General features: G+C 70.4%; 23 protein-coding genes and 1 pseudogene. 8 read left to right on the top strand and 16 right to left on the bottom strand.

The features are described 5' to 3' along the window. Positions 1-128: 128 nt before the first annotated feature. From Q9S36_RS04580 to Q9S36_RS04590, 3 genes are read right to left on the bottom strand one after another with little or no spacing between them, the layout of a single operon-like run. On the bottom strand, positions 129-719 hold the full coding sequence (locus tag Q9S36_RS04580; protein WP_311284104.1) for an SRPBCC family protein: 591 nt from the start codon (positions 717-719) through the stop codon (positions 129-131). Positions 720-739: 20 nt separating this feature from the next. Beyond that, positions 740-1,402, bottom strand: a complete 663-nt coding sequence (locus tag Q9S36_RS04585; RefSeq protein ID WP_217532227.1) for a response regulator — start codon at positions 1,400-1,402, stop codon at positions 740-742. After that, the gene (locus Q9S36_RS04590; protein WP_311284105.1) at positions 1,399-2,970 is read right to left on the bottom strand and encodes an ATP-binding protein; all 1,572 of its coding nucleotides are present in this window, start codon (positions 2,968-2,970) and stop codon (positions 1,399-1,401) included. Before Q9S36_RS04590 ends, Q9S36_RS04585 begins: the two co-directional genes overlap by 4 nt. Positions 2,971-3,143: 173 nt before the next feature. Between Q9S36_RS04590 and Q9S36_RS04595 the strand changes: the two genes are divergently transcribed. From Q9S36_RS04595 to Q9S36_RS04610, 4 genes are all read left to right on the top strand, one after another. Continuing rightward, positions 3,144-4,163, top strand: coding sequence for a tripartite tricarboxylate transporter substrate binding protein (locus Q9S36_RS04595; RefSeq protein WP_311284106.1), 1,020 nt, complete (start codon positions 3,144-3,146; stop codon positions 4,161-4,163). After that, positions 4,160-4,717: a tripartite tricarboxylate transporter TctB family protein gene (locus Q9S36_RS04600; RefSeq protein ID WP_311284107.1), complete on the top strand. Its 558-nt coding sequence runs from the start codon at positions 4,160-4,162 to the stop codon at positions 4,715-4,717. The genes Q9S36_RS04595 and Q9S36_RS04600 overlap by 4 nt, the downstream gene beginning before the upstream one ends. Before the next feature lie 12 nt (positions 4,718-4,729). Beyond that, positions 4,730-6,424, top strand: a complete 1,695-nt coding sequence (locus Q9S36_RS04605) for a tripartite tricarboxylate transporter permease (RefSeq protein ID WP_311284108.1) — start codon at positions 4,730-4,732, stop codon at positions 6,422-6,424. 87 nt (positions 6,425-6,511) lie between these two features. Continuing rightward, a complete protein-coding gene (locus Q9S36_RS04610) occupies positions 6,512-7,855 on the top strand; it encodes a hypothetical protein (RefSeq protein WP_311284455.1) in 1,344 nt (447 codons plus the stop codon). 398 nt (positions 7,856-8,253) lie between these two features. Here Q9S36_RS04610 and Q9S36_RS04615 read toward each other — a convergent pair whose 3' ends face one another. After that, positions 8,254-8,805, bottom strand: coding sequence for a hypothetical protein (locus Q9S36_RS04615; RefSeq protein WP_311284109.1), 552 nt, complete (start codon positions 8,803-8,805; stop codon positions 8,254-8,256). Continuing rightward, positions 8,802-9,485, bottom strand: a complete 684-nt coding sequence (locus tag Q9S36_RS04620) for a hypothetical protein (protein ID WP_311284110.1) — start codon at positions 9,483-9,485, stop codon at positions 8,802-8,804. Before Q9S36_RS04620 ends, Q9S36_RS04615 begins: the two co-directional genes overlap by 4 nt. Positions 9,486-9,633: 148 nt before the next feature. Here Q9S36_RS04620 and Q9S36_RS04625 point away from each other — a divergent pair, with 148 nt between their 5' ends. The 4 genes from Q9S36_RS04625 to Q9S36_RS04640 all read left to right on the top strand — a co-directional run bounded on the left by Q9S36_RS04625 (position 9,634) and on the right by Q9S36_RS04640 (position 14,975). Next, positions 9,634-10,005, top strand: a complete 372-nt coding sequence (locus tag Q9S36_RS04625) for a response regulator transcription factor (protein WP_253034101.1) — start codon at positions 9,634-9,636, stop codon at positions 10,003-10,005. A 74-nt stretch (positions 10,006-10,079) separates the two neighbouring features. Further along, complete coding sequence (locus Q9S36_RS04630; protein ID WP_311284111.1) at positions 10,080-11,807, top strand: ABC transporter ATP-binding protein; 1,728 nt, start codon at positions 10,080-10,082, stop codon at positions 11,805-11,807. Further along, the gene (locus Q9S36_RS04635) at positions 11,804-13,858 is read left to right on the top strand and encodes an ABC transporter ATP-binding protein (protein ID WP_311284112.1); all 2,055 of its coding nucleotides are present in this window, start codon (positions 11,804-11,806) and stop codon (positions 13,856-13,858) included. The genes Q9S36_RS04630 and Q9S36_RS04635 overlap by 4 nt, the downstream gene beginning before the upstream one ends. Positions 13,859-13,886: 28 nt before the next feature. After that, complete coding sequence (locus Q9S36_RS04640; protein ID WP_311284113.1) at positions 13,887-14,975, top strand: alkene reductase; 1,089 nt, start codon at positions 13,887-13,889, stop codon at positions 14,973-14,975. A gap of 16 nt (positions 14,976-14,991) precedes the next feature. Here the strand turns inward: Q9S36_RS04640 and Q9S36_RS04645 are convergent, their stop codons facing one another. From Q9S36_RS04645 to Q9S36_RS04695, 11 genes and pseudogenes are all read right to left on the bottom strand, one after another. After that, positions 14,992-15,291 (bottom strand): Dabb family protein, encoded by a 300-nt coding sequence (locus Q9S36_RS04645; RefSeq protein ID WP_311284114.1) that lies wholly within the window; start codon positions 15,289-15,291, stop codon positions 14,992-14,994. Between the two features lie 25 nt (positions 15,292-15,316). Further along, entirely contained in the window at positions 15,317-16,333 is a 1,017-nt protein-coding gene (locus Q9S36_RS04650) for a Gfo/Idh/MocA family oxidoreductase (protein WP_311284115.1), read from the bottom strand. A 25-nt stretch (positions 16,334-16,358) separates the two neighbouring features. Continuing rightward, positions 16,359-17,342: an NAD(P)-dependent alcohol dehydrogenase gene (locus tag Q9S36_RS04655; protein ID WP_311284116.1), complete on the bottom strand. Its 984-nt coding sequence runs from the start codon at positions 17,340-17,342 to the stop codon at positions 16,359-16,361. 3 nt (positions 17,343-17,345) lie between these two features. Continuing rightward, on the bottom strand, positions 17,346-17,561 hold the full coding sequence (locus Q9S36_RS04660) for a helix-turn-helix transcriptional regulator (protein ID WP_184216259.1): 216 nt from the start codon (positions 17,559-17,561) through the stop codon (positions 17,346-17,348). Beyond that, complete coding sequence (locus Q9S36_RS04665; protein ID WP_311284117.1) at positions 17,561-17,995, bottom strand: hypothetical protein; 435 nt, start codon at positions 17,993-17,995, stop codon at positions 17,561-17,563. The genes Q9S36_RS04660 and Q9S36_RS04665 overlap by 1 nt, the downstream gene beginning before the upstream one ends. Positions 17,996-18,010: 15 nt before the next feature. Next, a pseudogene (gene erm, locus Q9S36_RS04670) lies at positions 18,011-18,821 on the bottom strand (23S ribosomal RNA methyltransferase Erm). Positions 18,822-19,016: 195 nt separating this feature from the next. Further along, complete coding sequence (locus Q9S36_RS04675) at positions 19,017-20,138, bottom strand: SGNH hydrolase domain-containing protein (RefSeq protein ID WP_311284119.1); 1,122 nt, start codon at positions 20,136-20,138, stop codon at positions 19,017-19,019. 122 nt (positions 20,139-20,260) lie between these two features. Beyond that, the gene (locus Q9S36_RS04680) at positions 20,261-21,766 is read right to left on the bottom strand and encodes an FAD-dependent oxidoreductase (RefSeq protein WP_311284120.1); all 1,506 of its coding nucleotides are present in this window, start codon (positions 21,764-21,766) and stop codon (positions 20,261-20,263) included. Further along, entirely contained in the window at positions 21,759-22,526 is a 768-nt protein-coding gene (locus Q9S36_RS04685) for an ABC transporter ATP-binding protein (RefSeq protein WP_311284121.1), read from the bottom strand. Before Q9S36_RS04685 ends, Q9S36_RS04680 begins: the two co-directional genes overlap by 8 nt. Next, a complete protein-coding gene (locus tag Q9S36_RS04690; protein ID WP_311284122.1) occupies positions 22,526-23,368 on the bottom strand; it encodes an ABC transporter permease in 843 nt (280 codons plus the stop codon). The genes Q9S36_RS04685 and Q9S36_RS04690 overlap by 1 nt, the downstream gene beginning before the upstream one ends. Positions 23,369-23,397: 29 nt before the next feature. After that, on the bottom strand, positions 23,398-24,405 hold the full coding sequence (locus Q9S36_RS04695) for an ABC transporter substrate-binding protein (protein WP_311284123.1): 1,008 nt from the start codon (positions 24,403-24,405) through the stop codon (positions 23,398-23,400). Positions 24,406-24,411: the final 6 nt, after the last annotated feature.

Below are 24,411 nucleotides of genomic sequence, written 5' to 3' on the forward strand. Positions count from 1 at the left end.
GGCGCTCTTCGGTCACGCTGAGCGAGAGGGCCACGGTGCCACCGGAGCAGACAGCCCGTACTGCACGAGCAGCTCGCCCGCTGAGCCGGTGTGCTGAGTGGTGGTCACCGCGGCAACGTCTCACGCCGTCAATCACCTGCCGCAGCGACCAGATGACCCTGCGGCGCCGGATGAGCGCTGCGACCCCGGCTGCACCGAACACGCCGACGACGGCCGAGCCGCCGAGCGCGAGGAGCAGCCACGGCAGCCGCGTCAGCCGCCCGGCCACCCGAGGCCGCGGCGGCTTTCCGGACCAGCACCGCGTTCCGCGTACGGATCAGCCGCTGCATGTACGGGCGCAGCAGGAGCGGTTCGACGATCACCCCGAGCAGCGGCGAGCGCAGGGTCACGGTGTCGGTCATGACCGTGACGTCCCCGTCCCGGTCGAACCGGTGCTCGTGACGGAAGACCCGGAACGGTCCGCGCACCTGCTCGTCGACGAACCGACGCGGGCGCTCGAGCGCGGTGATCTGCGAGGTCATCGTCCACATCACGCCGAAGTGGCGGGCGCGCCAGGTGACGCTCTCCCCCAGCCCGATCGTCCCGCTCGTCACCCCGGCGACGGCGCGCTCGCGCGACCGCCGCATGGAGTCGAGGTGCGCGTCGATCGACAGCGAGAGGTCGAACAGCACCTCCGGCGCGCAGCGCACACGCGTGACCTCGGCGAAGGTGGTCGTCATCCCGTCAGGCTATCCACCGCTCACACGACGTATCGCGTGCTCGGCCGCCCGGCGGTCGCGTAGTCCATCGTGCGGCGGGCGGCGCCCTCGTCGGCGAGGTGCTCGAGGTAGCGCCGGCAGCTCACCCGCGAGAGGCCGAGCTCCGCGGCGAGGTCGGCGGCCGTCCCGCCGCCGAGGCGGCGCAGCGCGTCGTGCACGAGCTCGAGCGTCTCGCGTGTCAGCCCCTTCGGCAGCGAGCGCCGGGCAGAGGGCCGCATGACGGCATCGATCCGGGTCTGGTCGAGGGTGCCGCCGGATGCCGCGGCTCCCCGCTCGGCGATGACGTCGTCGATCCGCTGGTGGAGGTCGTGGGCGGTGAACGGCTTCACGATGTAGTGCCGCACGCCCATGAGCCGCGCGTCGCGGACGGTCTCGACGTCGCGGGCCGCGGTGACGGCGACGACTTCGGGCTGGCGGACGGCGGCATCCGCTCTCACCGCACGGAGCGCCTCGATACCCGAGAAGCCGGGCAGGTGCACGTCGAGCAGCACGAGGTCGGGTTCGAGGGAGCGGATGGCGTCGACGGCATCGGGACCGGATGCCGCCGTGCCGACGAGTTCGCACTGCGGATGGGCGTCGACGAAGCGGCCGTGCAGCTGGGCGACGGCGGGGGCGTCGTCGACGACCAGGACGCGGAGGCTCACGAGACCCTCGCGGGGACGGGGAGGACGACGGCGAAGCGCGCCCCGCCGAGGGCGGACCGGCTGAGGACGACGTCGCCAGAGTGGCGCCGGGCGATGCGGCGGACGAGGGCGAGGCCGACGCCGCGGGTGCGGGCGCTCGGATCCTTCGTGCTGACCCCCTCGTCGAAGACCCGGTCCGCGAGCGCGGGATCGACACCGGGCCCGCTGTCCTCGACGACGACGCTGACGCCCTCGGCGCCGGCGTGCACGGCGAGCGCGAGCGTGTCGCCGGCGCGGCACGCGTCGAACGCGTTGTCGACGAGGTTGCCGACCACCGTGACGAGGTCCCCGGTCACAGCAGCGGGGACCATGCCCTCGGCGTCGATGGAGAACGTGATGCCGAGTTCGCGCGAGCGCGCGAGCTTCGCCGAGAGGAGAGCCGCGAGCTCGGGCCCCAGCTGCTCGCTGGCGGCGCCGATGTCGAGCGAGCCGCCCGGCTGCATCCGCGCGATGAAGTCGCGTGCGTCGTCCCAGGCCCCGAGTTCGAGGAGCCCCGACACGACGTGCATCGAATTGGCGAACTCGTGCGCCTGCGCGCGCAGTCCGTCGGTGAGCGACTGCTGGCCATCCATCTCGCGGACCGCCTGGTGGAGTTCGGTATGGTCGCGCAGCAGCAGGGTGCCGCCGACCGGCTTGCCGTCGTCGTCGTACAGACCCGTCGCTCGGGCGATGAGCGGACGCTCCCCGGCGAGGACGAGGCGCCCCTCGCGCTCCCCGTTGACGAGGACCTCGTGGATCGGTCCCTCGAGCACGTCCGAGGCTCGCTCGCCGATGAGCGGTCCCGCCCCGAGCAGGCGCACGGCGGCGTCGTTCGCGCTCGCGACGACCCCGTCGCGGTCCACGCGGACCACCCCCTCCGACAGACGGTGCAGCATCGTCTCGCGCTCGGCCACGAGCTCGGCGATCTGCTCCGGCTCGAGGCCCAGGATGCGACGACGGATGAGGGTCGCGACCCCGGCTGCACCGAACACGCCGACGACGGCCGAGCCGCCGAGCGCGAGGAGCAGCCATGGCAGCCGCGACTGCACGTCGGCGGCGAGCTCCGACTCGAGCACGCCGACCGAGACGGATCCGATGACCTCGCCCGAGACGGCGCCGCCGGCGTACAGCGGCACCTTCACGCGGTACGACTCGCCGAGCGTCCCCGTCTCGGTTCCCGACCACACCTGACCCGACAGCGGTGCCGACGGGTCGGTCGACACGGCCTCGCCGATGCGGTCCTCGTTCGGATGCGAGTAGCGGATGCCGGCGGCATCCGTCACGACGACGTAGGTGAGATCGGATGCCTCGCGAATGACCTCGGCGAGCGGTTGGATCGTGGCGCTCGGGTCGGGGTCGTCGAACGCCTCGGCGATGGAGGGGAGCCTGCTGATCGAGAGGGCCACCCCCACCATCCGCTCCCGGTAGGACTCGCGGATCGATCCCTCCTGCAGGGAGATCGCGACGACCCCGGTGATGACGATGACGACGCAGACGATGAAGGCTTGCAGCAGCAGCAGCTGCCATCTCAGCGACATCGCTCGGGGCACGCGCTCATTCTCCCCTGCGGCGCCCGGACATGCCCACCGCGAGCGGGACCAATACTTTCCGAACTCGCTCTTAGTTGCGCAAGCGCGACAGCCCTCGGCGCGGTGCCTAGCGTCTGTGCGAACGGACGTCGGGGCGAGGATGCCTCGACGGAACTCGAAGAGGAGTCCCCCCCATGCGCAAGTCCCTCGCGATCATCGCCCTCGCGGGCGTCGCCGCCCTCACCCTGTCCGGCTGCAACCCCCGCGGCGCTGCCGTCGGCGGCGGCGGCGCGGAGTCCGAGGAGGCGGCTGCCCAGGTCGACGACGTCAGCATCATCGTCCCCGCCGACCCCGGCGGCGGCTGGGACCAGACCGGCCGCGCCGTCTCGGCGGTGCTCACCGACGAGGACCTCGTCGGCACGGCCGCGGTCACCAACATCGGCGGCGCCGGCGGCACCGTCGGCCTCGCGAGCCTCGCGAACGAGAAGGACCCGTACACCCTCATGGTGACCGGCCTCGTGATGGTCGGCGCGGTCGAGACGAACGCCGCCGAGAACCGCATCGAGGACACCACGCCGATCGCGCGCCTCACCGAGGAGCCCCTCGTCGTCGTCGTTCCGGCCGACAGCGAGTACCAGACCCTGCAGGACCTGGTCGATGCGGTCGTCGCGGAGGGCCAGTCGGTCACGATCACCGGCGGCTCCGCCGGTGGCGCCGACCACATCCTCGCGGGCCTCCTGCTCGAGGAGGCCGGCCTCGACGGCGCCGGCATCACCGAGAAGCTCAACTACATCCCGAACGCAGGTGGCGGCGAGGCGGTCTCGCTGCTGCTCGGCAACAACGCGGCGGCGGGCATCTCGGGTGTCGGCGAGTTCGCCGAGTACGTCGAGTCCGGCGACCTGCGCGCCCTCGCCGTCTCGAGCGACGAGCCGGCCCAGCTGCTGCCCGACACCCCGACGATGATCGACGAGGGCTTCGACATCACGTACACGAACTGGCGCGGCCTGCTGGCCCCCGGCGGCATCAGCGACGCGGATGCCGAGGGCCTTGTGAACCTCGTCACCGAGATGCACGAGTCGGCCGTCTGGCAGGAGGCGCTCGAGACCAACGGCTGGACCGACGCCTTCCTCACCGGCGACGAGTTCTCGACCTTCGTCGACGAGAACGTCACCGACGTGACGAGCACGCTGAAGAACATCGGTCTCGTGTCATGAGCGAGAGCACTCTGGACCGGGGTGCGCAGGAGACTGCGCGCCCCGGCTGGGGGGCGGACCGCATCGGCAACCTGATCTTCGCCGGCGTGATCGTCGCCCTGGGCGTGTTCGCCCTGGTCGGCGCGTTCTCGATCCGCGTTCCCGCCGGCGGGGTGATCGGCCCGCAGGTGTTCCCGTTCCTCGTCTCGGCGATCCTCCTCGCCTCGGGTGCCTTCCTGGTCGTCGCCGCCGTCCGCGGCCAGGTCGCCGCCCCCGAAGAGGGCGAGGACATCGACCCGAACGCCAAGACGGACTGGTGGACGATCCTCAAACTCGTCGGCCTCGTCGTCGCGGTCATCGTCCTGCTCGAGATCCTCGGCTGGTGGATGGTCGCCGCCCTCCTCTTCGGCGGCGCCGCCTGGACCCTCGGCGCCAAGCGCCCCTGGGTCGCCTTCCTGGCGGGGCTCATCCTCGGCATCGGCACCCAGCTGCTCTTCGGCGAGGGCCTCGGCCTGTCGCTTCCCCGCGGCATGGCCTTCGACTGGTGGTACGGCCCCGGTCCCCTGTTCGGCTGATCGGAAGAGATCATGGACGCACTGAACTCCCTCATGGCGGGCTTCGCGACGGCGCTGCAGCCCGAATACCTCCTCTTCGCCTTCATCGGCGTGATCGTCGGCACGGCGGTCGGGGTGCTGCCCGGCATCGGCCCGGCGATGACCGTGGCGCTGCTGCTGCCGCTGACCTACTCCCTGTCGCCCACGGCGGCGATCATCACGTTCGCCGGCATCTACTACGGCGGCATGTACGGCGGGTCGACCACCAGCATCTTGCTGAACACCCCCGGCGAATCGGCGTCGGTCATCACCGCCATCGAGGGCAACAAGATGGCCAAGCTCGGTCGGGGCGCCGCCGCGCTCGCGACCGCGGCGATCGGCTCGTTCGTCGCCGGGACGATCGCGACGGCACTGCTGACGCTGTTCGCCCCGATCATCGCGCGCTTCGCGGTGAACCTCGCGCCGGCGGACTTCGTCGCGCTCATCGTCGTCGCCTTCATCACCGTTGGCGCGCTGCTCGGCTCGTCGCCGGCGCGCGGTCTCGCCTCGCTCGGCATCGGCCTGCTCATCGGGCTCATCGGCACCGAGGTGACCACGGGCCAGGCGCGCTACACCCTCGGTGTCCTGGCGCTGTCGGACGGCATCAGCGTCGTGCTCGTCGCGGTCGGCCTGTTCGCGATCGGCGAGGCGTTCTACGTCGCCGCCCGCCTGCGGCACGGACCGATCCCGGTGATCCCCGTCACCCGCGGCTGGCGCAACTGGATGACCCGCGAGGACTGGAAGCGCTCGTGGAAGCCGTGGCTGCGCGGCACGTTCATCGGCTTCCCCGTCGGGACGATCCCCGCCGGCGGCGCGGACGTCGCGACCTTCCTCTCGTACGCGAGCGAGAAGAGCCTGTCGAAGAACAAGAGCCAGTTCGGTCGCGGTGCGATCGAAGGCGTCGCCGGTCCGGAGGCCGCGAACAACGCCGCTGCGGCCGGTGTGCTCGTGCCGCTGCTGACGCTGGGACTGCCGACGACGGCGACCGCCGCGATCATCATCACGGCGTTCCAGTCATACGGCATCCAGCCCGGTCCGCAGCTGTTCCAGAACCAGGGCGACCTGGTGTGGGCGCTCATCGCGAGCCTCTACATCGGCAACGTGCTGCTCATCATCCTGAACCTGCCGCTGGCGGGCATCTGGGTGAAGCTGCTGCAGATCCCGCGGCCCTACCTCTACGCGGGCATCATCACGTTCGCCGTCCTCGGGGCGTACGCCGTCAGCTTCTCGACGCTCGACATCGCGATCCTGCTGATCGTCGGGGCGCTCGGGTACTTCATGCGCCGGTTCGGTTTCCCGATCGCGCCGCTCATCGTCGGACTCATCCTGGGCCCCATGGGCGAGCAGCAGCTGCGCAAGGCGCTGCAGCTGAGCCAGGGCGACCTCGCCGACCTCGTGCTGCACCCGTTCGCCGCCGTCGCGTACTCGGTGCTGGCGATCATGCTCGTCGCGGGTCTGTGGCTCAAGCGCCGGCAGAGCCGGTACGAGCGCGCGCTCGAGGCGTCGCTCGCCGCCGAGGAGGGGCACCCGCAGGCGGCCGTGGATCGGATGTGGGATGCCGGTGACCGCCCGACCGACGTCCCCACCGACACGATCCGGGCCGAGCTCGCCGCGGCCGCCGCGAAGCGCGAGGCGCGCGAGCGTCAGGGCCGCCGGGGAACCGGCGCCTCGGGCGGCGGCGCGGGCTGAGCCGCGGCATCCGCCGAAGCCCGTCCGATCCCCGTGGTCGGGCGGGCGTCGCCGCGTCGGTGCCACTACGGTGAGACCGTGCGAACCATGCTCGGCCTCACGTGGCGCCTTCTCGTGCGCCACTGGCCGGCGCTGCTCGCGTGGTACCTGGCGGGGACGCTCGGCCGGTACGTCGGCCTCGAGGTCGCCGGGTACGTCGGCGGGTACACCGCACTCGGCGGCATCCTGCTGCTCCCGTTGGCGATCCTCGCGAAGCTCATCAGCCTCGTCGCGATGTTCCTCGTGCTCCGCGACGGGATGGTGCGACTCGGTGCGATCGCACCGCCGCCGACGGAGCCACGCGCTCGACGGGTGGCGTTCCGCGACGCGATGCTCTCCTCGACTCTGCCCTTCATGGCGATCTACGGCGCGATCGGCCTCTTGAAAGCGGACTTCGCCGTCTACGTCGACACGGCAGCCCAGGTGAGACTCGGCCGCGGTCTGACCGGAGTGATCTCCGGCGTGGAAGTCGACACCTCGGGCACCGTCGCCTCCCTCGCCTGGGAACCGTGGACCGTCGCCGTCGTGATCGCCGCCTTCGTCGGACGGTGGGCGTGGGAGCGATGGAACACACGTCTACCCCGCTGGACCGGGCTCGCCGCGACCTATCTGGAAGGCTTGTGGGTCTTCCTCACCGTGCTGCTGCTCGGGGACCTCGTCACCGAGGTCACGTCGTGGGTGCAGTCACGCCGCGCGATCGAGTGGGTCGATGGCCTCCGCGAGGCAGCCGGGTCGTTCTTCGCCCCGCTCGGGTGGGCCTGGGACACCGTCGCTCTCGTCGTCGGCGAAGCAGTGGGGTTGATCGCGCTTCCTCTCGCATGGTTGACCGTCGCCGGCGTCGTCTACGGCCAGGCGGTGGCGCCCCAGGGCGTGCAGTGGCGCGGGGATCTCGTGCAGCGTGCACGCGCTCGGTACGGCACGCTCCCGCAACGCCTGCGTCGACGTCTCGGCGACATCGGCTCCGGGGTCGGATCTCGATTCCAACCCATCTGGCGCACGCTCGTACTCATGTGGCGCGGCGGGCCGGTCCTCGTCGGTGCCTACGTTCTTGCGTACGTCGTCGTCCAATTGCTCGACCCGCTCCTGACTTTCGGTCTGACGCGGGTGATCGGACCGCACGGCGTCGACGACTTCTGGCGCGCCGCCGGCGGGCTCCTCCTCGGTATCCCGGCGCTCGTCATCGAACCGATCCGGGTGTCGCTCATCGCGGGCGCATACGACGCGACGGTTGGTGCCCTCATCGGAGCGCCGGTCGTCGACTCAGGGCACGACGACGAGTCGAAGGTAGCGCGGCAGCTCGTCGATGAGCGTGAACTCGACGCCGAGCTCGCCGGAGACATCGTCGGGAACGATGAAGGGCACGTCGATCGTGAAAGGCCCGTCCGGGAATGAGTCCCACTTGGGATCCGACGGGCAGAAGGTGTACAGGCTCGAATCCCAGCGGAGAAGCTGGTGGTCGGCTTCCCAGAGCCGCCCCTGACCGCTGAGCTCTCTGAGGACGGGAATCGAGCACGCGGTTGCAGCTCCGTGCCGATCGACGGGCACACTGACGGAGATGACCTTCGAGTCGGGAGCGAGATCGATGGCGGGGGACGAGACCTCCGCCGCCGTCGCCGGACCGAAGGTGATGCCGTCGAAATCGATCGTGCTCCCGGCTGCGGCGGTGACGGCGAACGTCGGTCGCCCCTGGACGCGCTTCCAGAACTCCCATCCGCCTGCGACTCCGACCGTCAGCGGTATCAGGATGACGACCGCGAGCAACGCACGTCGATTCCTTCGCCACCACGCACTCACAGTCCGCCTCCGACGGTCGGTAGAAGTTCGCGCGATCCCTGCCGAGGCACGTCGTCGAGGTCGACCGTCATCTCGGTCACGGAGTCGAGACGGACATCGCCGCCCTTCGGCGCGAATCGCAGAGTCGCGTGCTTCGCGTCGGCATCCTGAGGCAACTCGAACGCGAGGCTGCCGCTCGTCGTGATCCCCGCGCCGAGCGACTCGCCGAGAAGCGACTCGGGTCGCTCACTGGCCCGGTAGGTGCGGCCGTCGATGATGAGGTTCGCGGTGGCGAGCAGGGCGAGCTCTTCGCTCGTTCTCGCCGAAACGTCGAGATCCACGACCAGCCATTCTCCCTCCGCGGTCCATCCGCGCGAGTCAGAGACGGCGCTCGCCACCACGATGTCCACGACGGTCAGCACCAGCTGCGAGCCGACGGCCCGTTCTCCGACTCGCGCCTCCGTCACGAAAGAGGCTTCGGTGAGTTCCGTACCGGGGGTCACCTTCGCGACACCCCACGCGATGACCAGCAGTGTGATGCCGATCGTCCACACCGCCCAGCGCCTCACTGTCCCTCCTCCTCGGGCTGGGCGTCGGCGCCGGATCCGACGTCGGTCACCGGCACCGACACCCGCGCACCCACCACCGGGTCGATCCACACCTCGCCTGAGAAGACGATCTGGCCCTCTTGGAGGGTGAAGTCTCGGAGTTCGAGCTCGAGCTCATCGCCCGCAGCCAGTTCATCTGCGCCGATGATCCAGGTCACGACGAGCTCGGCCGGCAGGCCCGGCTGCAGCCATGGCTCCTTCGTTCCGTCATCGAACCGGGCCGCCGCTACGGGTACCGGGTCCGCGAGCGAGGGCGCGCGGAGCATCCCGGTCAGGGACGCGTCGTTCTCCGCCGGCACCGCGCGATCCCACGTGTTCTCGGCGGTCACGACGACGGCGAGGACCCGCTCACCCTCCTCGGCGTTCGCAGACGCGCCCGCCTCGGGGAACGAGTCGATGAGCACCGCCCGCTCCACCGTGAACGCGAGCATGTCGTTGCGGTGCTCGTCGCCCGCCTGCAGGGCGGCGATGGGGGGTGCGGCGACGGCTTCGAGCCCGCCGAACGCGGCCGCGGCGCCGAGGAAGACGGCGGTGACGATGCCGGGGAGCCACGCGGTGGGGACCCGGTCGGTGACCTCGCGCAGCCACCGGGCATTCCGCCGGGAACGGATGCCCCGGGGCTCGTCTCCGGAGGCTGTCACGGCGTCATCCTAGCGACGCGGGCACCGGCATCCGTCCCTCTCATGCCGACAGCGCGAACTCCTCGGCCGGGGGCGTGGTCGAACACCGGCACACCCCCGCCCGCGGCCGGGGTTCGTCCACACCCCGGGATCGTGTCAGAGTACGGGGGTGGAGATTTCCGTGCTCGTGGTTGACGACGACGACGACATCGCTATGCTCCTCGTCTCCAGCCTCGACCGCGCCGGGATCGTGGCCGGCCGCGCCGGCAACGGCCGGGAGGCGGTCGAACGGGTCGTCGCCGACCATCCGCGCGTCGTCCTGATGGACTGGATGATGCCCGGCACCGACGGCATCCAGGCAGCGCGTGAGATCCGGGCAGCCGGCATCCCGCAGCCCCACATCATCATGCTCACCGCACGCGTCCACAGTTCGGACCGCGAGGAAGCGCTCCGCGCTGGGGTCGACGAGGTGGTCGCCAAACCGTTCCGCCCGCGCGAGATCGTCGCGCACGTGAAGGAACTGCTCGCCGCGGTGGCCTGACGGCGCTACGCCGTCAGCGGACATCCCCCTGCAGGGGGACGCGCATGTCGGCGGGCGGTGGCACTCTGAGACTCATGCTCGGAACCCTCCTGGTGCGCTACCTGCGCACCTACCGCTGGCTGGTGGTCGGGGTGCTGGTCTTCCAGTTCGCCTCCGCCATGGCCGCGCTCTACCTCCCCCGCCTCAACGCCGACATCATCGACAACGGCGTCACCCGCGGCGACATCGGCTACATCTGGGCGCACGGTGTCCTCATGCTGACGATCGCCCTCGGGCAGATCGTCGCCTCGATCATCGCCACGTTCTTCGCCGCCCGCGCCGCGATGGCCGTCGGGCGCGACATCCGCCGCGACGTCTTCCAGCGCGTCAGCGGATTCTCCGAGCGCGAGGTCACGCAGTTCGGCGCCGGTTCGCTCATCACCCGCAACACCAACGACGTCCAGCAGGTGCAGATGCTGGCGATGATGGGCGGGACGATGCTCGTCACCGCGCCGCTGCTGGCCATCGGCGGCATCATCATGGCGCTGCAGCAGGACGTCGGACTCAGCTGGCTGATCGGTGTGTCGGTGCCGACGCTGCTGATCGTCGGCATCCTCATCATCAGTCGGATGGTGCCGCTGTTCCGCAGCTACCAGAAGAAGCTCGACGCGGTGAACCGCATCATGCGCGAGCAGCTCACCGGCGTCCGCGTCGTCCGCGCGTTCGTGCGCGAGCGTATCGAGGAGGAGCGCTTCCGGGGCGCGAACACCGACATCATGGTCGTCGGCCGCAAGGTCGGGTCGCTCTTCGTGCTGATGTTCCCGCTCGCGATGCTCATCCTGAACGTCACCGTCGTCGGGGTCATCTGGTTCGGCGGCATCGAGGTGAACGAGGGGTCGGTGCAGATCGGCACACTGTTCGCCTTCATGCAGTACATCGGTCAGATCCTGATGGGTGTGCTGATGGCGACGTTCATCACGATCATGATCCCGCGCGCCGCCGTCTCGGCCGACCGCATCGGCGAGGTCCTCGCCGCCGAGGGCGGACTGGTGAAGCCCACCCAGCCCGTGTCGGTCTTCCCGACGCCCGGCACCGTCGAGTTCGACGACGTCACCTTCACCTACCCCGGAGCCGACGAGCCCGTGCTCTCGGGGGTGAGCTTCTCGGCCGCGCGCGGCGAGACGGTCGCGATCGTCGGATCCACCGGCGCCGGCAAGACGACGCTCGTGTCGCTCATCCCGCGGCTGTTCGACGTGACGAGCGGATCCGTCCGGGTCGCGGGCGTCGACGTGCGCGAGGCGGACCTCGACCGGCTGTGGCAGGGCATCGGCCTCGTCCCGCAGAAGGCGTTCCTGTTCACCGGCACCGTCGCCTCGAACCTGCGGTTCGGCCGCGAGGACGCCACCGACGACGAACTGTGGCACGCGCTCGAGATCGCGCAGGGTCGCGACTTCGTCGAGGAGATGGACGACCGCCTGGAGGCCCGCATCGCGCAGGGCGGCACCAACGTGTCGGGAGGCCAGCGGCAGCGCCTGTCGATCGCCCGCGCGATTGTGCACCAGCCCGACATCCTTGTCTTCGACGATTCGTTCTCGGCGCTCGACCTGTCGACCGACGCGAAACTGCGCCAGGCCCTCTGGCGCGAGCTGCCGCAGGTGACCAAGATCGTCGTCGCGCAACGCGTCTCGACGATCACGGATGCCGACCGCATCGTCGTGCTCGACGGCGGCCGGATGGTCGGGGTCGGCACGCACGACGAGCTGCTGGCCACGAATGACACCTACCGCGAGATCGTCGAATCGCAGCTGGGGGTGGACGCATGAGCGCGCCCGAGAAGGAGATGACCGAGGAGGAGCGCCTCGAGGCGGAGCTCGCCGAACAGGCCCGCCTGAACAGCGGCGACTGGGACTCCGTCGCCCCCGGCAAGGCGTCGCAGTTCGGCCCGAGCTTCTTCCGCATGATCGGGCTGCTCTCGCCCTACAAGTGGTGGTTCGGTCTCGTCACGCTTGCCGGCGCCGTCGGCGTCGTGCTCGCCGTGATCGCGCCGAAGGTGCTGGGCGAGGCGACCAACATCGTCTTCGAGGGGTTCCTCTCGAACTTCCTCGGGCAGAATCCGGCGCTGGCGGGGCTCTCGCAGGACGAGGCCGTCGCGGCGCTGCGCTCGCAGGGTCAGGACGATTTCGCGAACATCGTGGGCGCGATGCAGAACTACGCCCCCGGTGCCGGGGTCGACTTCGACGCGCTGAAGGTCGTCATCACCTGGGTGCTCGTGATCTACGTCGTCTCCGCGGTCCTCACCTGGATGCAGGGCTATGTCATCAACGTGATCATGGTCCGCACGATGTGGCGCCTGCGCGAGCAGGTCGAGGCCAAGCTCAACCGTTTGCCGCTGTCGCACTTCGACCGCGTGCAGCGCGGTGAGCTGATCTCGCGCGTCACCAACGACATCGACAACATCACCCAGACGATGCAGCAGTCGCTCTCGGGCGCGCTGACCGCGATCCTCACGGTCGTGGGCGTGCTCGTCATGATGTTCTCGATCTCGTGGCAGCTCGCCATCGTCGCGCTCGTCGCCCTGCCACTCATGGCGATCATCTTCGGCATCATCGGGCCTAAGTCGCAGAAGGCGTTCGGGGTGCAGTGGCGCAAGGTCGGTCGCCTCAACGCCCGCGTCGAGGAGTCGTTCTCGGGGCACTCGCTCGTGCGGGTCTTCGGTCGCGAGGCCGACGCGCAGGCGAAGTTCCAGGAGGAGAACGAAGAGCTCTTCCAGGCGGCGTTCAAGGCGCAGTTCCTGTCGGGCATGATCATGCCCGGCATGACGTTCATCGGCAGCCTGACCTACGTCGGCATCGCCGTGCTCGGCGGTCTGCAGGTCGCGAGCGGACAGCTGCGCCTCGGCGACGTGCAGGCGTTCATCCAGTACTCGCAGCAGTTCACCCAGCCGCTGTCCGAGCTCGGCGGCATGGCGGCGGTCGTGCAGTCGGGCACCGCCTCGGCCGAGCGGGTGTTCGAGCTGCTCGACGCCGAGGAGCAGGAACCGGATGCCGCCGACGCCCCCGCCCGGGGCGACGGGCGCGGTGTCATCGAGTTCGAGAACGTCAAGTTCTCGTACACGCCCGAACACCCGCTGATCACCGACCTGTCGTTCCGTGTCGAGCCCGGGCAGACGGTCGCGATCGTGGGCCCGACGGGTGCGGGCAAGACGACGCTCGTCAACCTGCTGATGCGGTTCTACGAACTAGACGGCGGACGCATCCTGCTCGACGGCCAGGACATCGCCCAGCTCTCCCGTGACGACGTGCGCTCCCGCACCGGCATGGTGCTGCAGGATCCGTGGCTGTTCGCCGGGTCGATCCGCGAGAACATCCGGTACGGCCGCGAGTCGGCGACGGATGACGAGATCGTGGATGCCGCCGTCGCGACGCGTGTCGACCGTCTCGTTCGCTCGCTCCCCGACGGCTACGACACGATGCTCGACGAGGACGCCTCCAACGTCTCCGCCGGCGAGAAGCAGCTGATCACGATCGCCCGGGCATTCGTGGCGCAGCCGGCCGTGCTGATCCTCGACGAGGCGACCTCGTCGGTCGACACACGGACCGAACTGCTGCTGCAGCACGCCATGGCGGCGCTGCGCGAAGGACGCACGTCGTTCGTGATCGCGCACCGGCTCTCGACGATCCGCGACGCCGACCTCATCCTGGTGATGGAGCACGGGGACATCGTCGAGAAGGGCACGCACGACCAGCTCATCGCGGCGCAGGGCGCCTACTACCGGCTGTACCGCTCGCAGTTCGAGCAGGCGCACGACGACCTCGTCGACGCGCCGGCAGACGTGGACGCGGCACCGGCGGAAGGGAAGGCCGCGACGGAATAACGCGCTGTGTGCGTCGTTCCCCCTCAGCATGAGCCTGTACGAATCCGCTGTTTTCGGTGATCTGGATCTGTCCAACCGCGTCGTCATGGCGCCGCTGACCCGCACACGTGCGGGCGACGACGGTGTGCCGACCGACGACATGGTCGAGTACTACCGCCAGCGCGCGGGCATGGGACTCATCGTGACGGAGGGCACGTGGCCGGTGCGCGAGGGGATGTCGTACCTCGGCCAGCCCGGCATCGAGACGCCCGAGCAGGTCGAGGGCTGGCGCCGCGTCGCCGAGGCCGTGCACGCCGAGGGCGGCACGATCGTGATGCAGCTCATGCACGGCGGCCGTGTGTCGCATCCCGAGATCTCGGGCGTCGACCGTGTCGTCGGCCCGAGCGCGATCGCCTCGCCCGGCGAGGGACGCACCCGGGACGGCAAGGTCGCGCTGCCGGTCCCCCATGAGCTGAGCACGGCGGAGGTCGCCGAGGTCGTCGAGCAGTTCGTCCAGGCGGCGCGCAACGCGATCGCCGCGGGGCTCGACGGTGTCGAGGTCCACGGCGCAAACAGCTACCTCGTGCACCAGTTCCTCTCCCCCGAGTCGAACGTCCGCGACGACGCCTACGGCGGGTCCCCGGAGAACCGCGCACGTTTCGCCGTCGAGGTGACCCGCGCGGTCGCCGACGCGGTCGGTCCGGGGCGCACCGGCATCCGTCTCTCCCCGCAGCACCAGATCCCCGGGGTCCTCGAGGCCGACGACGCCGACGCCCTTGCGACGTACACCGCGCTCGCCCAGGGGCTCGCCCCGCTCGGGCTCGCGTTCGTCGACCTGCTGCACGCCGACCCGAAGAGCACGATCGTCCAGCGGATCCGGCACGAGGCGGCCGCACCGACGATCGTGAACTCCGGCTTCGGCACGGTCACGACGCGCGAGGAGGCCGAGGAGCTCGTGCTCGAGGGCTGGGCCGACGCCGTGGCGGTGGGCCGACCTGCGATCGCGAACCCCGACCTCGCCCTCCGGTGGGAGCAGCGGGCCGAGCTCAACGAGCCGCGTCCGGAGTTCTTCTACACGGGTGGGGCCGTCGGCTACACCGACTACCCGTCGCTCGCCGAGGTGCGCGCGGAGCGTTGACACGCCTGCGGCCGGGTCAGTCGCCCGCGACGAAGTCGTATTCCTGGAAGTCGCGCACCTCGTGCTGCCAGCGGCTCTCGACGAACGCGACGTGGTCGGGGTGCTCGTTGTACGCGTCGTAGGCGGCCTGGTCGTCGAAGAGCATCGTGAACTGCCAGCGCAGGTCGCTCTTGTCGCTGACCTGACGGTTGATGCGGAACGGCTGCACGCCGGGGATCGCCGACAGCGACCGTTGGGCGTCCGTCAGGAACGTCTTCTCCTCCGAGGAGCCCTCGGCGTGGTGCAGCGCGAACACGACGGTGTGCTGAATGGTCATGGTGACCAAGGCTAACCCCGCCCGGTCAATCGGCGGCGATCTGTCGGCGCACCTCGTCGATCGTCGCGAGCACCGAGACGACCTCGTCGTGAGGGTGCAGCGGCGATTCGACGAGCCCCTCACCGACGAACGAGGCGAAGGCCGTGGCCTGGTAACCGAGGCCGTCGTAGACGGTAGGGAGCGCGTCATCGTGCCACACCTCCTCGTCGGCACCGTGCAGCTGCAGCCGCAGACCGGTGGGGCCGTAGAACGGCGCGAGGACGTCGAGCCGCCCCCGTGAGCCGAACACCGTCGCCTCGACGGGGGTGACCGCACCGAAGGTGGTCGTGAGCGCGGCCTGCGCCCCGGCATCCGTTTTCAGGGCGATCGTCGCGCTGTCGTCGACACCGGTGGGAGCGAGGGTGCCGACCGAGCGGATCGTGCTCGGCGGCCCGATGATGGACGACGCGAACGCGACGATGTAGACGCCGAGGTCGAGCATGGCGCCGCCGCCGAGGGCGGGATCGAACATGCGGCTGGTGGGGTCGAACGGGACGAGCGAGCCGAAGTCGGCGCGGACGAGGTCGATCTCGCCGAGGGTGCCGGCGGCGAGCACCTGCCGGATGACGTCAGCCTGCGGCAGGTAGCGCGTCCACATCGCCTCGGCGACGAGGACGCCGGCGGCGCGCCCCGCGGCCAGGATCTCGGTCGCGTCGACGGCCGAGAGGGCGATCGGCTTCTCGATGAGGACGTGCTTGCCGGCCGCGATGGCCGCCAGCGCTTGCTCGCGGTGGAGCGGGTGCGGCGTGGCGACGTAGACGACGTCGACCTCGGGGTCGCCGACCAGGTCCGCGACCGACCGGTGCACGCGGCCGATGCCGTGGGCGTCGGCGAACGCGCGGGTCTTGTCGGTATCCCGCGCGGTGACGGCGACCGCGCGCTGCCCCGTGTACGCGTGGAGGGCGTGCACGAACCGGTCGGCGATGCCGGTGCCGATCACGCCCCACCGCAGTGCGGGGACGGCGGCGGGGTCGATCAGGCGGGGTGCGGGGAGGAGGGGCATCCCGCCATCCTGTCGGAACCCGGCGTCAGGCGTCGAGCAGTCCGTCGCGGACGACGACGACCTTACCCACGGTGCGGCCCGCCTCGACGTAGGCGAGCGCGGCCTGCGCCTGCGAGAGGGGGAAGGTGCGCTCGAGGTGCGGGGTGAGACGCGCGGATGCCGCGAGCTCGACCAGCTGCGCTGTCGTCTCGGTGCGGGTGACGGCGGTGATCGGGCGGAACCGCCCGCGGGTGACGGCGGAGCGGAGGATGCGTCCGAAGGGTCCGAAGAAGGGATGCCCGTCGCCGCCGACCAGGGCAGCGGTGCCGCCGGGGGCGAGCAGGTCCCGGAGGACCGTGAGGGGCGGCTCGCCGGCGATGTCGACGACGGCGTCGAACCTGCCGCGGGGCAGGTCGCTGAGTTCGAGCGCGCGGTAGTCGAACGTCCGAGCGGCGCCGAGACGCTCGAGCACGGGTCGCGCGCGCTCTCCGCACGTCGCCCACACCTCGGCGCCGCGGTCGGCGGCGAGCTGCACGAGGAAGGTGCCGACGCCGCCGCCCGCTCCCGCGATGAGGACGCGCGCGCCGGAGCCGACGCGGCCGGCGTCGAGGGTCTGCACGGCGGTGTTGCCGGCGATGGGCAGGGTCGCAGCGATCGCGGGCGCGACCGTCTCGGGCAGGCGGGTGAGTCGCTTCGCCGGGACGACGACGCGGTCGGCGAGGGTCTCGCGCCCCGACCCCACGACGGCGTCGCCGACGGCGAACTCGGTGACGCCGTCGCCGACGGCGAGGACGGTGCCGGCGACGTCCATGCCGCGGCCGCGGATGCGCGGTCCGCGGAGGCCGAGCGCGACGCGGACGAGTCCCGGCTCACCGCGCATGAGGTGGATGTCGCCGGAGTTGAGGGCGACGGCATCCGTCTGCAGCAGGACCTCGCCGGCGCGCGGTGCGGGGACCGGGACCGTCTCGGGGCGGACGGCGTCGGCGGAACCGTAGCGGCGCTGGCGCCAGACGGTCATCGTGTCGGTCATGGGTCAGTCCTCCGGGTACTGGAAGGCCGCGTCGAAGGGGACGTCGAGGACGCGGACGATCTGGAAGGCCATCTCGAGCGAGGGCGAGTACTTGCCCTGTTCGATGGCGATGAGGGTCTGGCGGGTCACGCCGACGGCGCCGGCGAGGTCGGCCTGGGTGAGCCCGCGGTCGGTGCGCAGCTCGCGGATGGCGTTCGTGACGCGTGTCGGCTTGACCATCAGACGAGCCCGCGGCGGTAGGCGACGACGCGGGCGATGCCGCCGACGACCGACGAGAGGGCGAAGCCCGCGTAGAGCGTGTTCGCGATCCAGAACGGGGCGGCGTCGATCGCGGAAAGGCCGATGCCGACGACGCCGCCGATGACGAGGAACGCGACACCGACGCGGTCGCCCATCTGGGTGATCGCACGGTCGCGTTCGTCGGCGGCGTTCTCGCCGCGGAGGGACCCGCCCTCAGCGACGACACCCCAGATGATCGTGACGACGATCGAGACGACGATGCCGCCGATGATCGTCCAGAGCATGGGTCCGAGCCAGTCGACCTCCGGGATGGGGGTGGATGCCGCCCGCCCCGCGACGACTGCGGCGTAGACCGCGATGGCGATGAGCGAGACGACGAGTCCGACCCACGCGGCGCGTTCCTCACGAGCCATGCTGCACCTCCGATGTCAGTAATGTTTGACATTGGAAGGATGACACGGGCGATCGTGCGTGTCAAGAATCCTTTACACGCCACACGTCCGACCATTGTCGAGCGCTGAGATCGCGCGGAAGCGAATCGCCCTCGACCCCCGCGCTGTCGAGTACGCGGCGGGCGGCGGGCCGCGGCATCCGCTTCACCGTCGAGAGGATGGCGGCCATCCCCCGTCCGCGTGCGGTGAAGACATCCCCCACGAACCGTTCGTAGGCGCGTCGCTCGGCGAGCGGGACGAGCGGCGAGCCGCGCCGAGTGATCGAGAGGATGCCGCCGTCGACGCTCGGCATCGGGCGGAATGCGCGGGCGGGAACCCTGCCGTGCAGCGCGAACTCGAACCACGGGGCGGCCTGCGCCGTGAGGAGGGTGCCGCCGCCGACGCCCGCGCGTTTGCGCGCGACCTCCCACTGCGTGAGGAGGACGGCGTCGCGCCAGGCGGGTCGCTGCAGGAGCCGGCGCAGGATCGGAGTCGTGAGGTGGAACGGGACGTTGCCGGCGATCACCGGCGCGTCGAACGGATGCCGCAGCGCGTCTGCGTGCTCGACGCGCACCGCCGGGTGCGAACGGCGCAGCGCAGCGATGCGGCGCTCATCGATGTCGATCGAGGTGAGGTCACGGCCGAGGCGGGCGAGTGCGGTGGTCAGCGCTCCGCCGCCGGCGCCAATCTCGAGGATCGCGCCGTCGGTCGCCGCGACGAGGGCGGCGATCCGGTCGATGGTGAGCGGGTGGACGAGGAAGTTCTGGCCGAGTTCGTGACGGCCGCCGTGAACGGAACGGGTACGCATGAGCGCTCCAAAGGAAGATTCGGAGCACCCCGGTGAGCGGGTACGGAGAAGGACGCGCGGCCGGGGTGCGAGGACATCCCGGAAGACGGCGCGATCACGCGGAGATCAGCGACGCGCCGTCAGGCGCGGCGGTCGCGGATCGAGTAGACGAACGCCGTCATCGGCGCTCCGTTTATCGTTCCCATGCGCACGAGTCTATCGCGACGCCTCGAGCAGCCCCATCGCGTCGAGCGCCTGGCGCAACGCCGGCGCGATGTGTTCGGCGTACTCGACCGTCAGGTGCGTCTGGTCGTACGTCGTGGGGATCGTTCCGGCGAACGGCGGGCAGACATCGTCGGCACAGGTGAACGGCAGCGACGACAGTGCGTGGCCGCCGCCTGCCGTCGCCGACGACTCGGAGATCGCCTCCATCGTGCGCCAGGTGCCGTCGACGGCACTGTCGCACGCACGCGGCGATGACGTCGGGGTGTAGCAGGCCGCGAGACTGACGCCCTGCGGCGGAGGAGCGAGGAACAGCATCCGATCGCCCATGTCGTAGGTCGCGGCCTCGCGGCGCTGCGCGCCGATCAGCGCGTCGGCCGACAGGTCCTGACCTGCGACCGTGTGACCGAGGGTGAACGCGGTCGACATCACGACGAGGTCCGGGCGGTCGGCGAGGACCATCGCCCGCACCGCGGCCTTGCGCTCCTGGCAGCCCGCCATGACCTGCGGGTCGTCGTTCTCGACGAGGACGTCGGTGAAGCGGCATCCGTACATGCCCATGGCGGTCACGCGGATGCCCCCGGCGCTGTCGTCGGCGATGCGCCGGAAGGCCGGCGCGCGCGTAGGCCATGACCGTCGAGTCTCCGACGACCCAGATGTGCACGGGCGCGTCACCACTCCCCACGAACAGGAGGCCGGGTCGGGTGTCGCACCCGGATCGAAGCACGCGTGCGCCGGGTTCGCTCCGGACGAGGCGGCCATGACCCGATCGAGCGAGGGGTCGAGGGCGGGCCAGGCGTCGGCGGTCACCGCCGCCGCGAGCTCGGCTCGGAGGTCGGCGCCCGGATCCCCGACGACGGCGGGAGTGGATGCTGTGTGTGCCGTCTCGGGCAGGGTGATCCGCGGGCCATGGCCCGACGCCGTCACCCAGAGGGCGCCGGCGAGCGCGACGATGACGAGTGCGGCGGTCGAGAGGAACACCTGTCCGCCGAAACGTTCGCGCCAGGCTGCGAGGCCCGCGGACTCGGTGGGGGCTGCCGCCGCGGTGGTGGGCGCGGGAAGAGCGGGTGCGGGCGCCGACGCCGCGATGGCCCTGACGGGCTCCGCCGCCGGCACGCTCGGTCGGGTCCGCCCGGGGTAGTAGCGCGTCCCGGGCGTCCACCCGGCGGGCCGGGTCGTCGCGGCGACCGCGGGAGCGAGGGAGCCGACGATGTGTCTATGGGATCGGTCCCACGACGTCAGGACGCCGCATCGGCGCGGATGAGGTCGACGACGCGCTCCGCGACGGCCATCACCGTCCCCACCGGATTCAGGGCGGCGACGGTCGGGAACACGGATGCATCCACAACGCGCAGACCCTGCACGCCCCGCACCTTGAGCTCACTGTCCACGACGGCGAATGCGTCGTCGTCGGCCCCCATCCGGCAGGTGCACGAGACGTGGTACACCGTCTGGTGCGTGGCGCGAAGGACGGCTGACAGCTCCTCGTCGCTCTGAACGCCCGGGCCGGGGAACACCTCGCGGACCACGTGCGAGGCGAACGGTTCCTGCAGCGCGACCTGGCGTGCCCGACGGACCCCGGCGACCAGCATCCGTTCGTCCCGCCCTTCAGGGTCGGTGAACGCGCGGTAGTCGATCTGAGGAGCGGCGTCGGCGTCGGCGGACGTGATCCACACCCGGCCGCGACTGCGCGGCTTCGCGACGTTCGGCGCGAACGACACGTTGTTCTCCGGAATCTCCGCACCGTGATTCTCGGCGTGAACCGTCCACGATTCGAGCGGGATGTGTGTCGAGACATCCGGAACAATGCTGTCGGCATCGACGCGGAAGACGTAGCCGGCGTCCCACCCCGTTGCGCACACGTCGCTGCGCTCCCCCGTCGCCTCCCACACGATCAGACCCTCCGCATGGTCCTGCAGGTTCTCACCGACACCGGGGAGATCGACCGCGACGGCGACGCCCGCCTCGGCGAGCACCTGCGAGGGTCCGATCCCCGAGCGCATGAGGAGCGCGGGCGAATCGATCGCGCCGCAGCTGACGATGACCTCTCGCCTCGCCGAGACGACCCCGTCCTCCACCCGGACGCCGACGGCGCGCCCGTCGTCGAGAACGACGGTGTCGACCGTGGTCTCGAGCATGAGCGTGAGGTTCGGGCGCTCGACACCGTGCAGGTAGGCGCGAGAGGTGGATGAGCGCAGGTTGGTCGCCGGGTCGTACCCGATCTCGAAGAACCCGGCACCCTCGGTGAACTCGGTGTCGTTCCACGATTCCCGCCGCGTGAGCCCGAGAGCGGACGCCGCTGCCTCGACCGCGTCCGCGATGTACGGGTTGCGATCCTGGACGGCAACAGGACCGATCGGTCCGACGACGCGGTCGAACGCGCGCGAGACCGTGTCGTAGTCCCACCCCTCGACGCCGAGCGCCGCCCACTCCTCGAGGTCGCCGCGGAGCGGCCGCCACGTGATCATTGTGTTCGCCGTCGAGCACCCCCCGAGGATGCGGAGCCGGGCCTGACGGATGCCCGAGTTGCCGCGCGCCTGCGGCACACTCCGGTAGTCGCGGTCGTACTCCCCCTCCAGCATCTCCGCCCAGCGGCGGATCGACCCCGCGCGTTCTTCGTTCTCGTCACTCGGACCGGCCTCGATGAGACACACCGACACGTCGGGATCTTCGCTGAGGCGTGCGGCCACGATGCAGCCGGCCGTCCCGCCTCCGACCACGACGTAGTCGAAGACCTCAGCCATGGTGGATGAGGCCGAGGATGTCGCTGTAGTACCGGTGGAACTCGGGACTGCCGATGACCTCCGGATCGCGCGGGCGAGGCAGGTCGATCGTGAACTCGGCACGGACCTTGCCCGGCCGAGGGGTCATCGCGACGACGCGGTCGGAGAGGAAGACGGCTTCCTCGATGTCGTGCGTGATGAGCATGACCGTCATCCGGTTGCGTTCCCAGACGGTCGTCAGCAGCTCCTGCATGGTGCGACGAGTGAGCGCGTCGAGGGCACCGAACGGCTCGTCCATGAGGAGGACCTCCGGACCGTACGCGAGGGAGCGTGCCAGCGCGACGCGCTGCTGCATGCCGCCCGAGAGCTGTGCGGGATAGGAGTCCTCGAAGCCCGAGAGTCCGACCTGAGCGAGAACGTCCCGTGCGCGGTCCACGCGCTGACGGCGCGTCATGCCGGGCTCTCCGCGCAGGGCGAAGACGACGTTGTCGATGGCGCTCAGCCAGGGCAGGAGCGTCGCGGACTGGAAGACGACGCCGCGGTCGCGCCCGGGCCCCTGGATGGGGGTGCCCTGGATGGATGCCTCGCCGGCTGTCGGCGACTCGAGCCCGGCGATGATCGACAGGAGCGTGCTCTTGCCGCAGCCGGAGGCACCCACGACCGAGACGAACTCCTGATCGCCGAGGGTCAGCGAGACCTCACTGAGGGCGTGGACGTCACCGAAACGCTTGTCGACGGCGTCGATGCGGACCTTGGGTGTGAGGACGGCGGTCGCGGACATCAGGAGCGTCCCTTCAGGTAGCGGAAGAAGCGGCGGCCGAGCGCGCGCATGATCTGGTCGAACACGAGGCCGAGCAGCCCGAGCACGATGACGTAGCCGATGATGAGGTCGGTCTCGAGGAAGCGCTGCGCCTGCGTGATGCGATAGCCCATTCCGGATGTGGCGGCGACGAGTTCGGCGACCACGAGCCAGGTCCAGGCCCAGCCGAGGCTGATGCGCAGGGCGTCCCAGATGCGGGGCAGGGCGGAGGGAAGGACGATGCGGACGAGGATCTGCCCGCGGGTGAGACCGAGCGTCGCACCGAGGTTGCGGTAGGACACCGGGACGCGGCGGACGGCGTCCGCGAACAGCAGCACCTGCTGGAAGAACGTGCCGAGGAAGATGATGAGGAACTTCTGCGCGTCATCGGTCCCGACCCACAGGATCGTGAGCGGCACGAAGGCGACGACCGGCATGTAGCGAATGAAGTCGACGATGGGTTCGACCGCTGCCTCGACGCGCACCAGCGCACCGCACAGAAGGCCGAGCGGGATCGCGAGGACGGTGCTGGCGAGGAAGCCCACCATCACCCGGTACGTGCTCACGCCGATGTCGGACCAGAGCTCGCCGTTCGCCGCCTGCTCTCCGAGCTTCTGCACGACGGCGATCGGCGAGGGCAGGAACAGCGGGTTGACCAGTTCCGACACCGTGATCGCGGTCCACACGGCGACCAGGGCCACGAAGCCGATGACCGCGGTGGTGAGGTACTGCCGACGCGTCAGCGGCGCGCCGACGACGGGCCGGGCGGCGCCCGCCGCGCGCGACCGGCGCGCGACGGGAGCCGTCGGAGGGGTGATGGTCATAGGAGTGACCTCCGGGGTCGAGGTGAGGGTCACGGGGCGTTCTCGACGAACTCCGTGTCGATGAGCGCGGCGAGGTCCGCACCGCCCTCAAGCAGGCCGATTTGCGTGGCGACCGCTTCGACGGCGGGCAGGACCGACTCCGCGTAGTCGCCGCCGAAGCGCTCTTTGTTGTCGGCGAGTGAGTAGAACTCGACGCCGTCGAACGCGGTGGCGAGTGCCTCGACATCGCTGCCGACGTTCTCGGCGATGATGGCGCGGGCCTCATCGGTGTCGGAGTTGTAGAACTCGACGGCGGGTCCCCAGGCGTTCACGACCTTCTGGACGGCTTCGGGGTTCTCCTCGAGGTAGCCGTTGTCGACGATGAGCACGTCGCTGATGAGTCCGGTTTTCTCCCCGGCCGTGAAGATCTTCTCGAAGTCGCCGGCCCGGCTGGCCTCGGAGATGTAGGGCTCATAGGTGACGGCGACCGGGACGCTTCCACCGATGAGGGCCGTCGCGGCCTCGGAGGGATCCATCGGGACGGGAGTGATGTCATCCAGGCTGAGCCCCGCCTCCTCCAGCGCGTACCCGAGGAGGAGATTGCTCACCGAGCCCTCCTCGAAGGCGATGTTCTTGCCCTTGAGGTCGGCGACATCGGTGATGCTGCCGTCGGTCAGGATCGCGTCCGCGGTGAGCGATGCGTCGAGCAGGAGGACGATCGAGATGTCGAGGCCCTGCTCCTTGAGCTGCAGCGCGGTGTGGCTCGCGACGTTCGCGACCTGGATGCGGTCGGAGGCGAAGGCAGCGCTCATGTCGGCGTCGTTCATGAAGTTGGTGATGGTCACATCGACCGACTCATCGTCGAAGTACCCCTTCTCGTCGGCGACGTACCAGGGGCCGTAGCCGAGCCAGGGCTGGATGCCCATGCCGACGGTGTCGGTGCCGTCGGCCGAGCCGGAGGTGCCGCCGGTCGAGGCGCAGGCGGAGAAGACGAAAGCGGATGCGGCGGCGATCCCGACCGCGGCGGCCGTACGGGGGAAGCGGGTGGAGCGGAACATGGGTGT

The organism is Microbacterium sp. ARD31, from assembly GCF_031844425.1.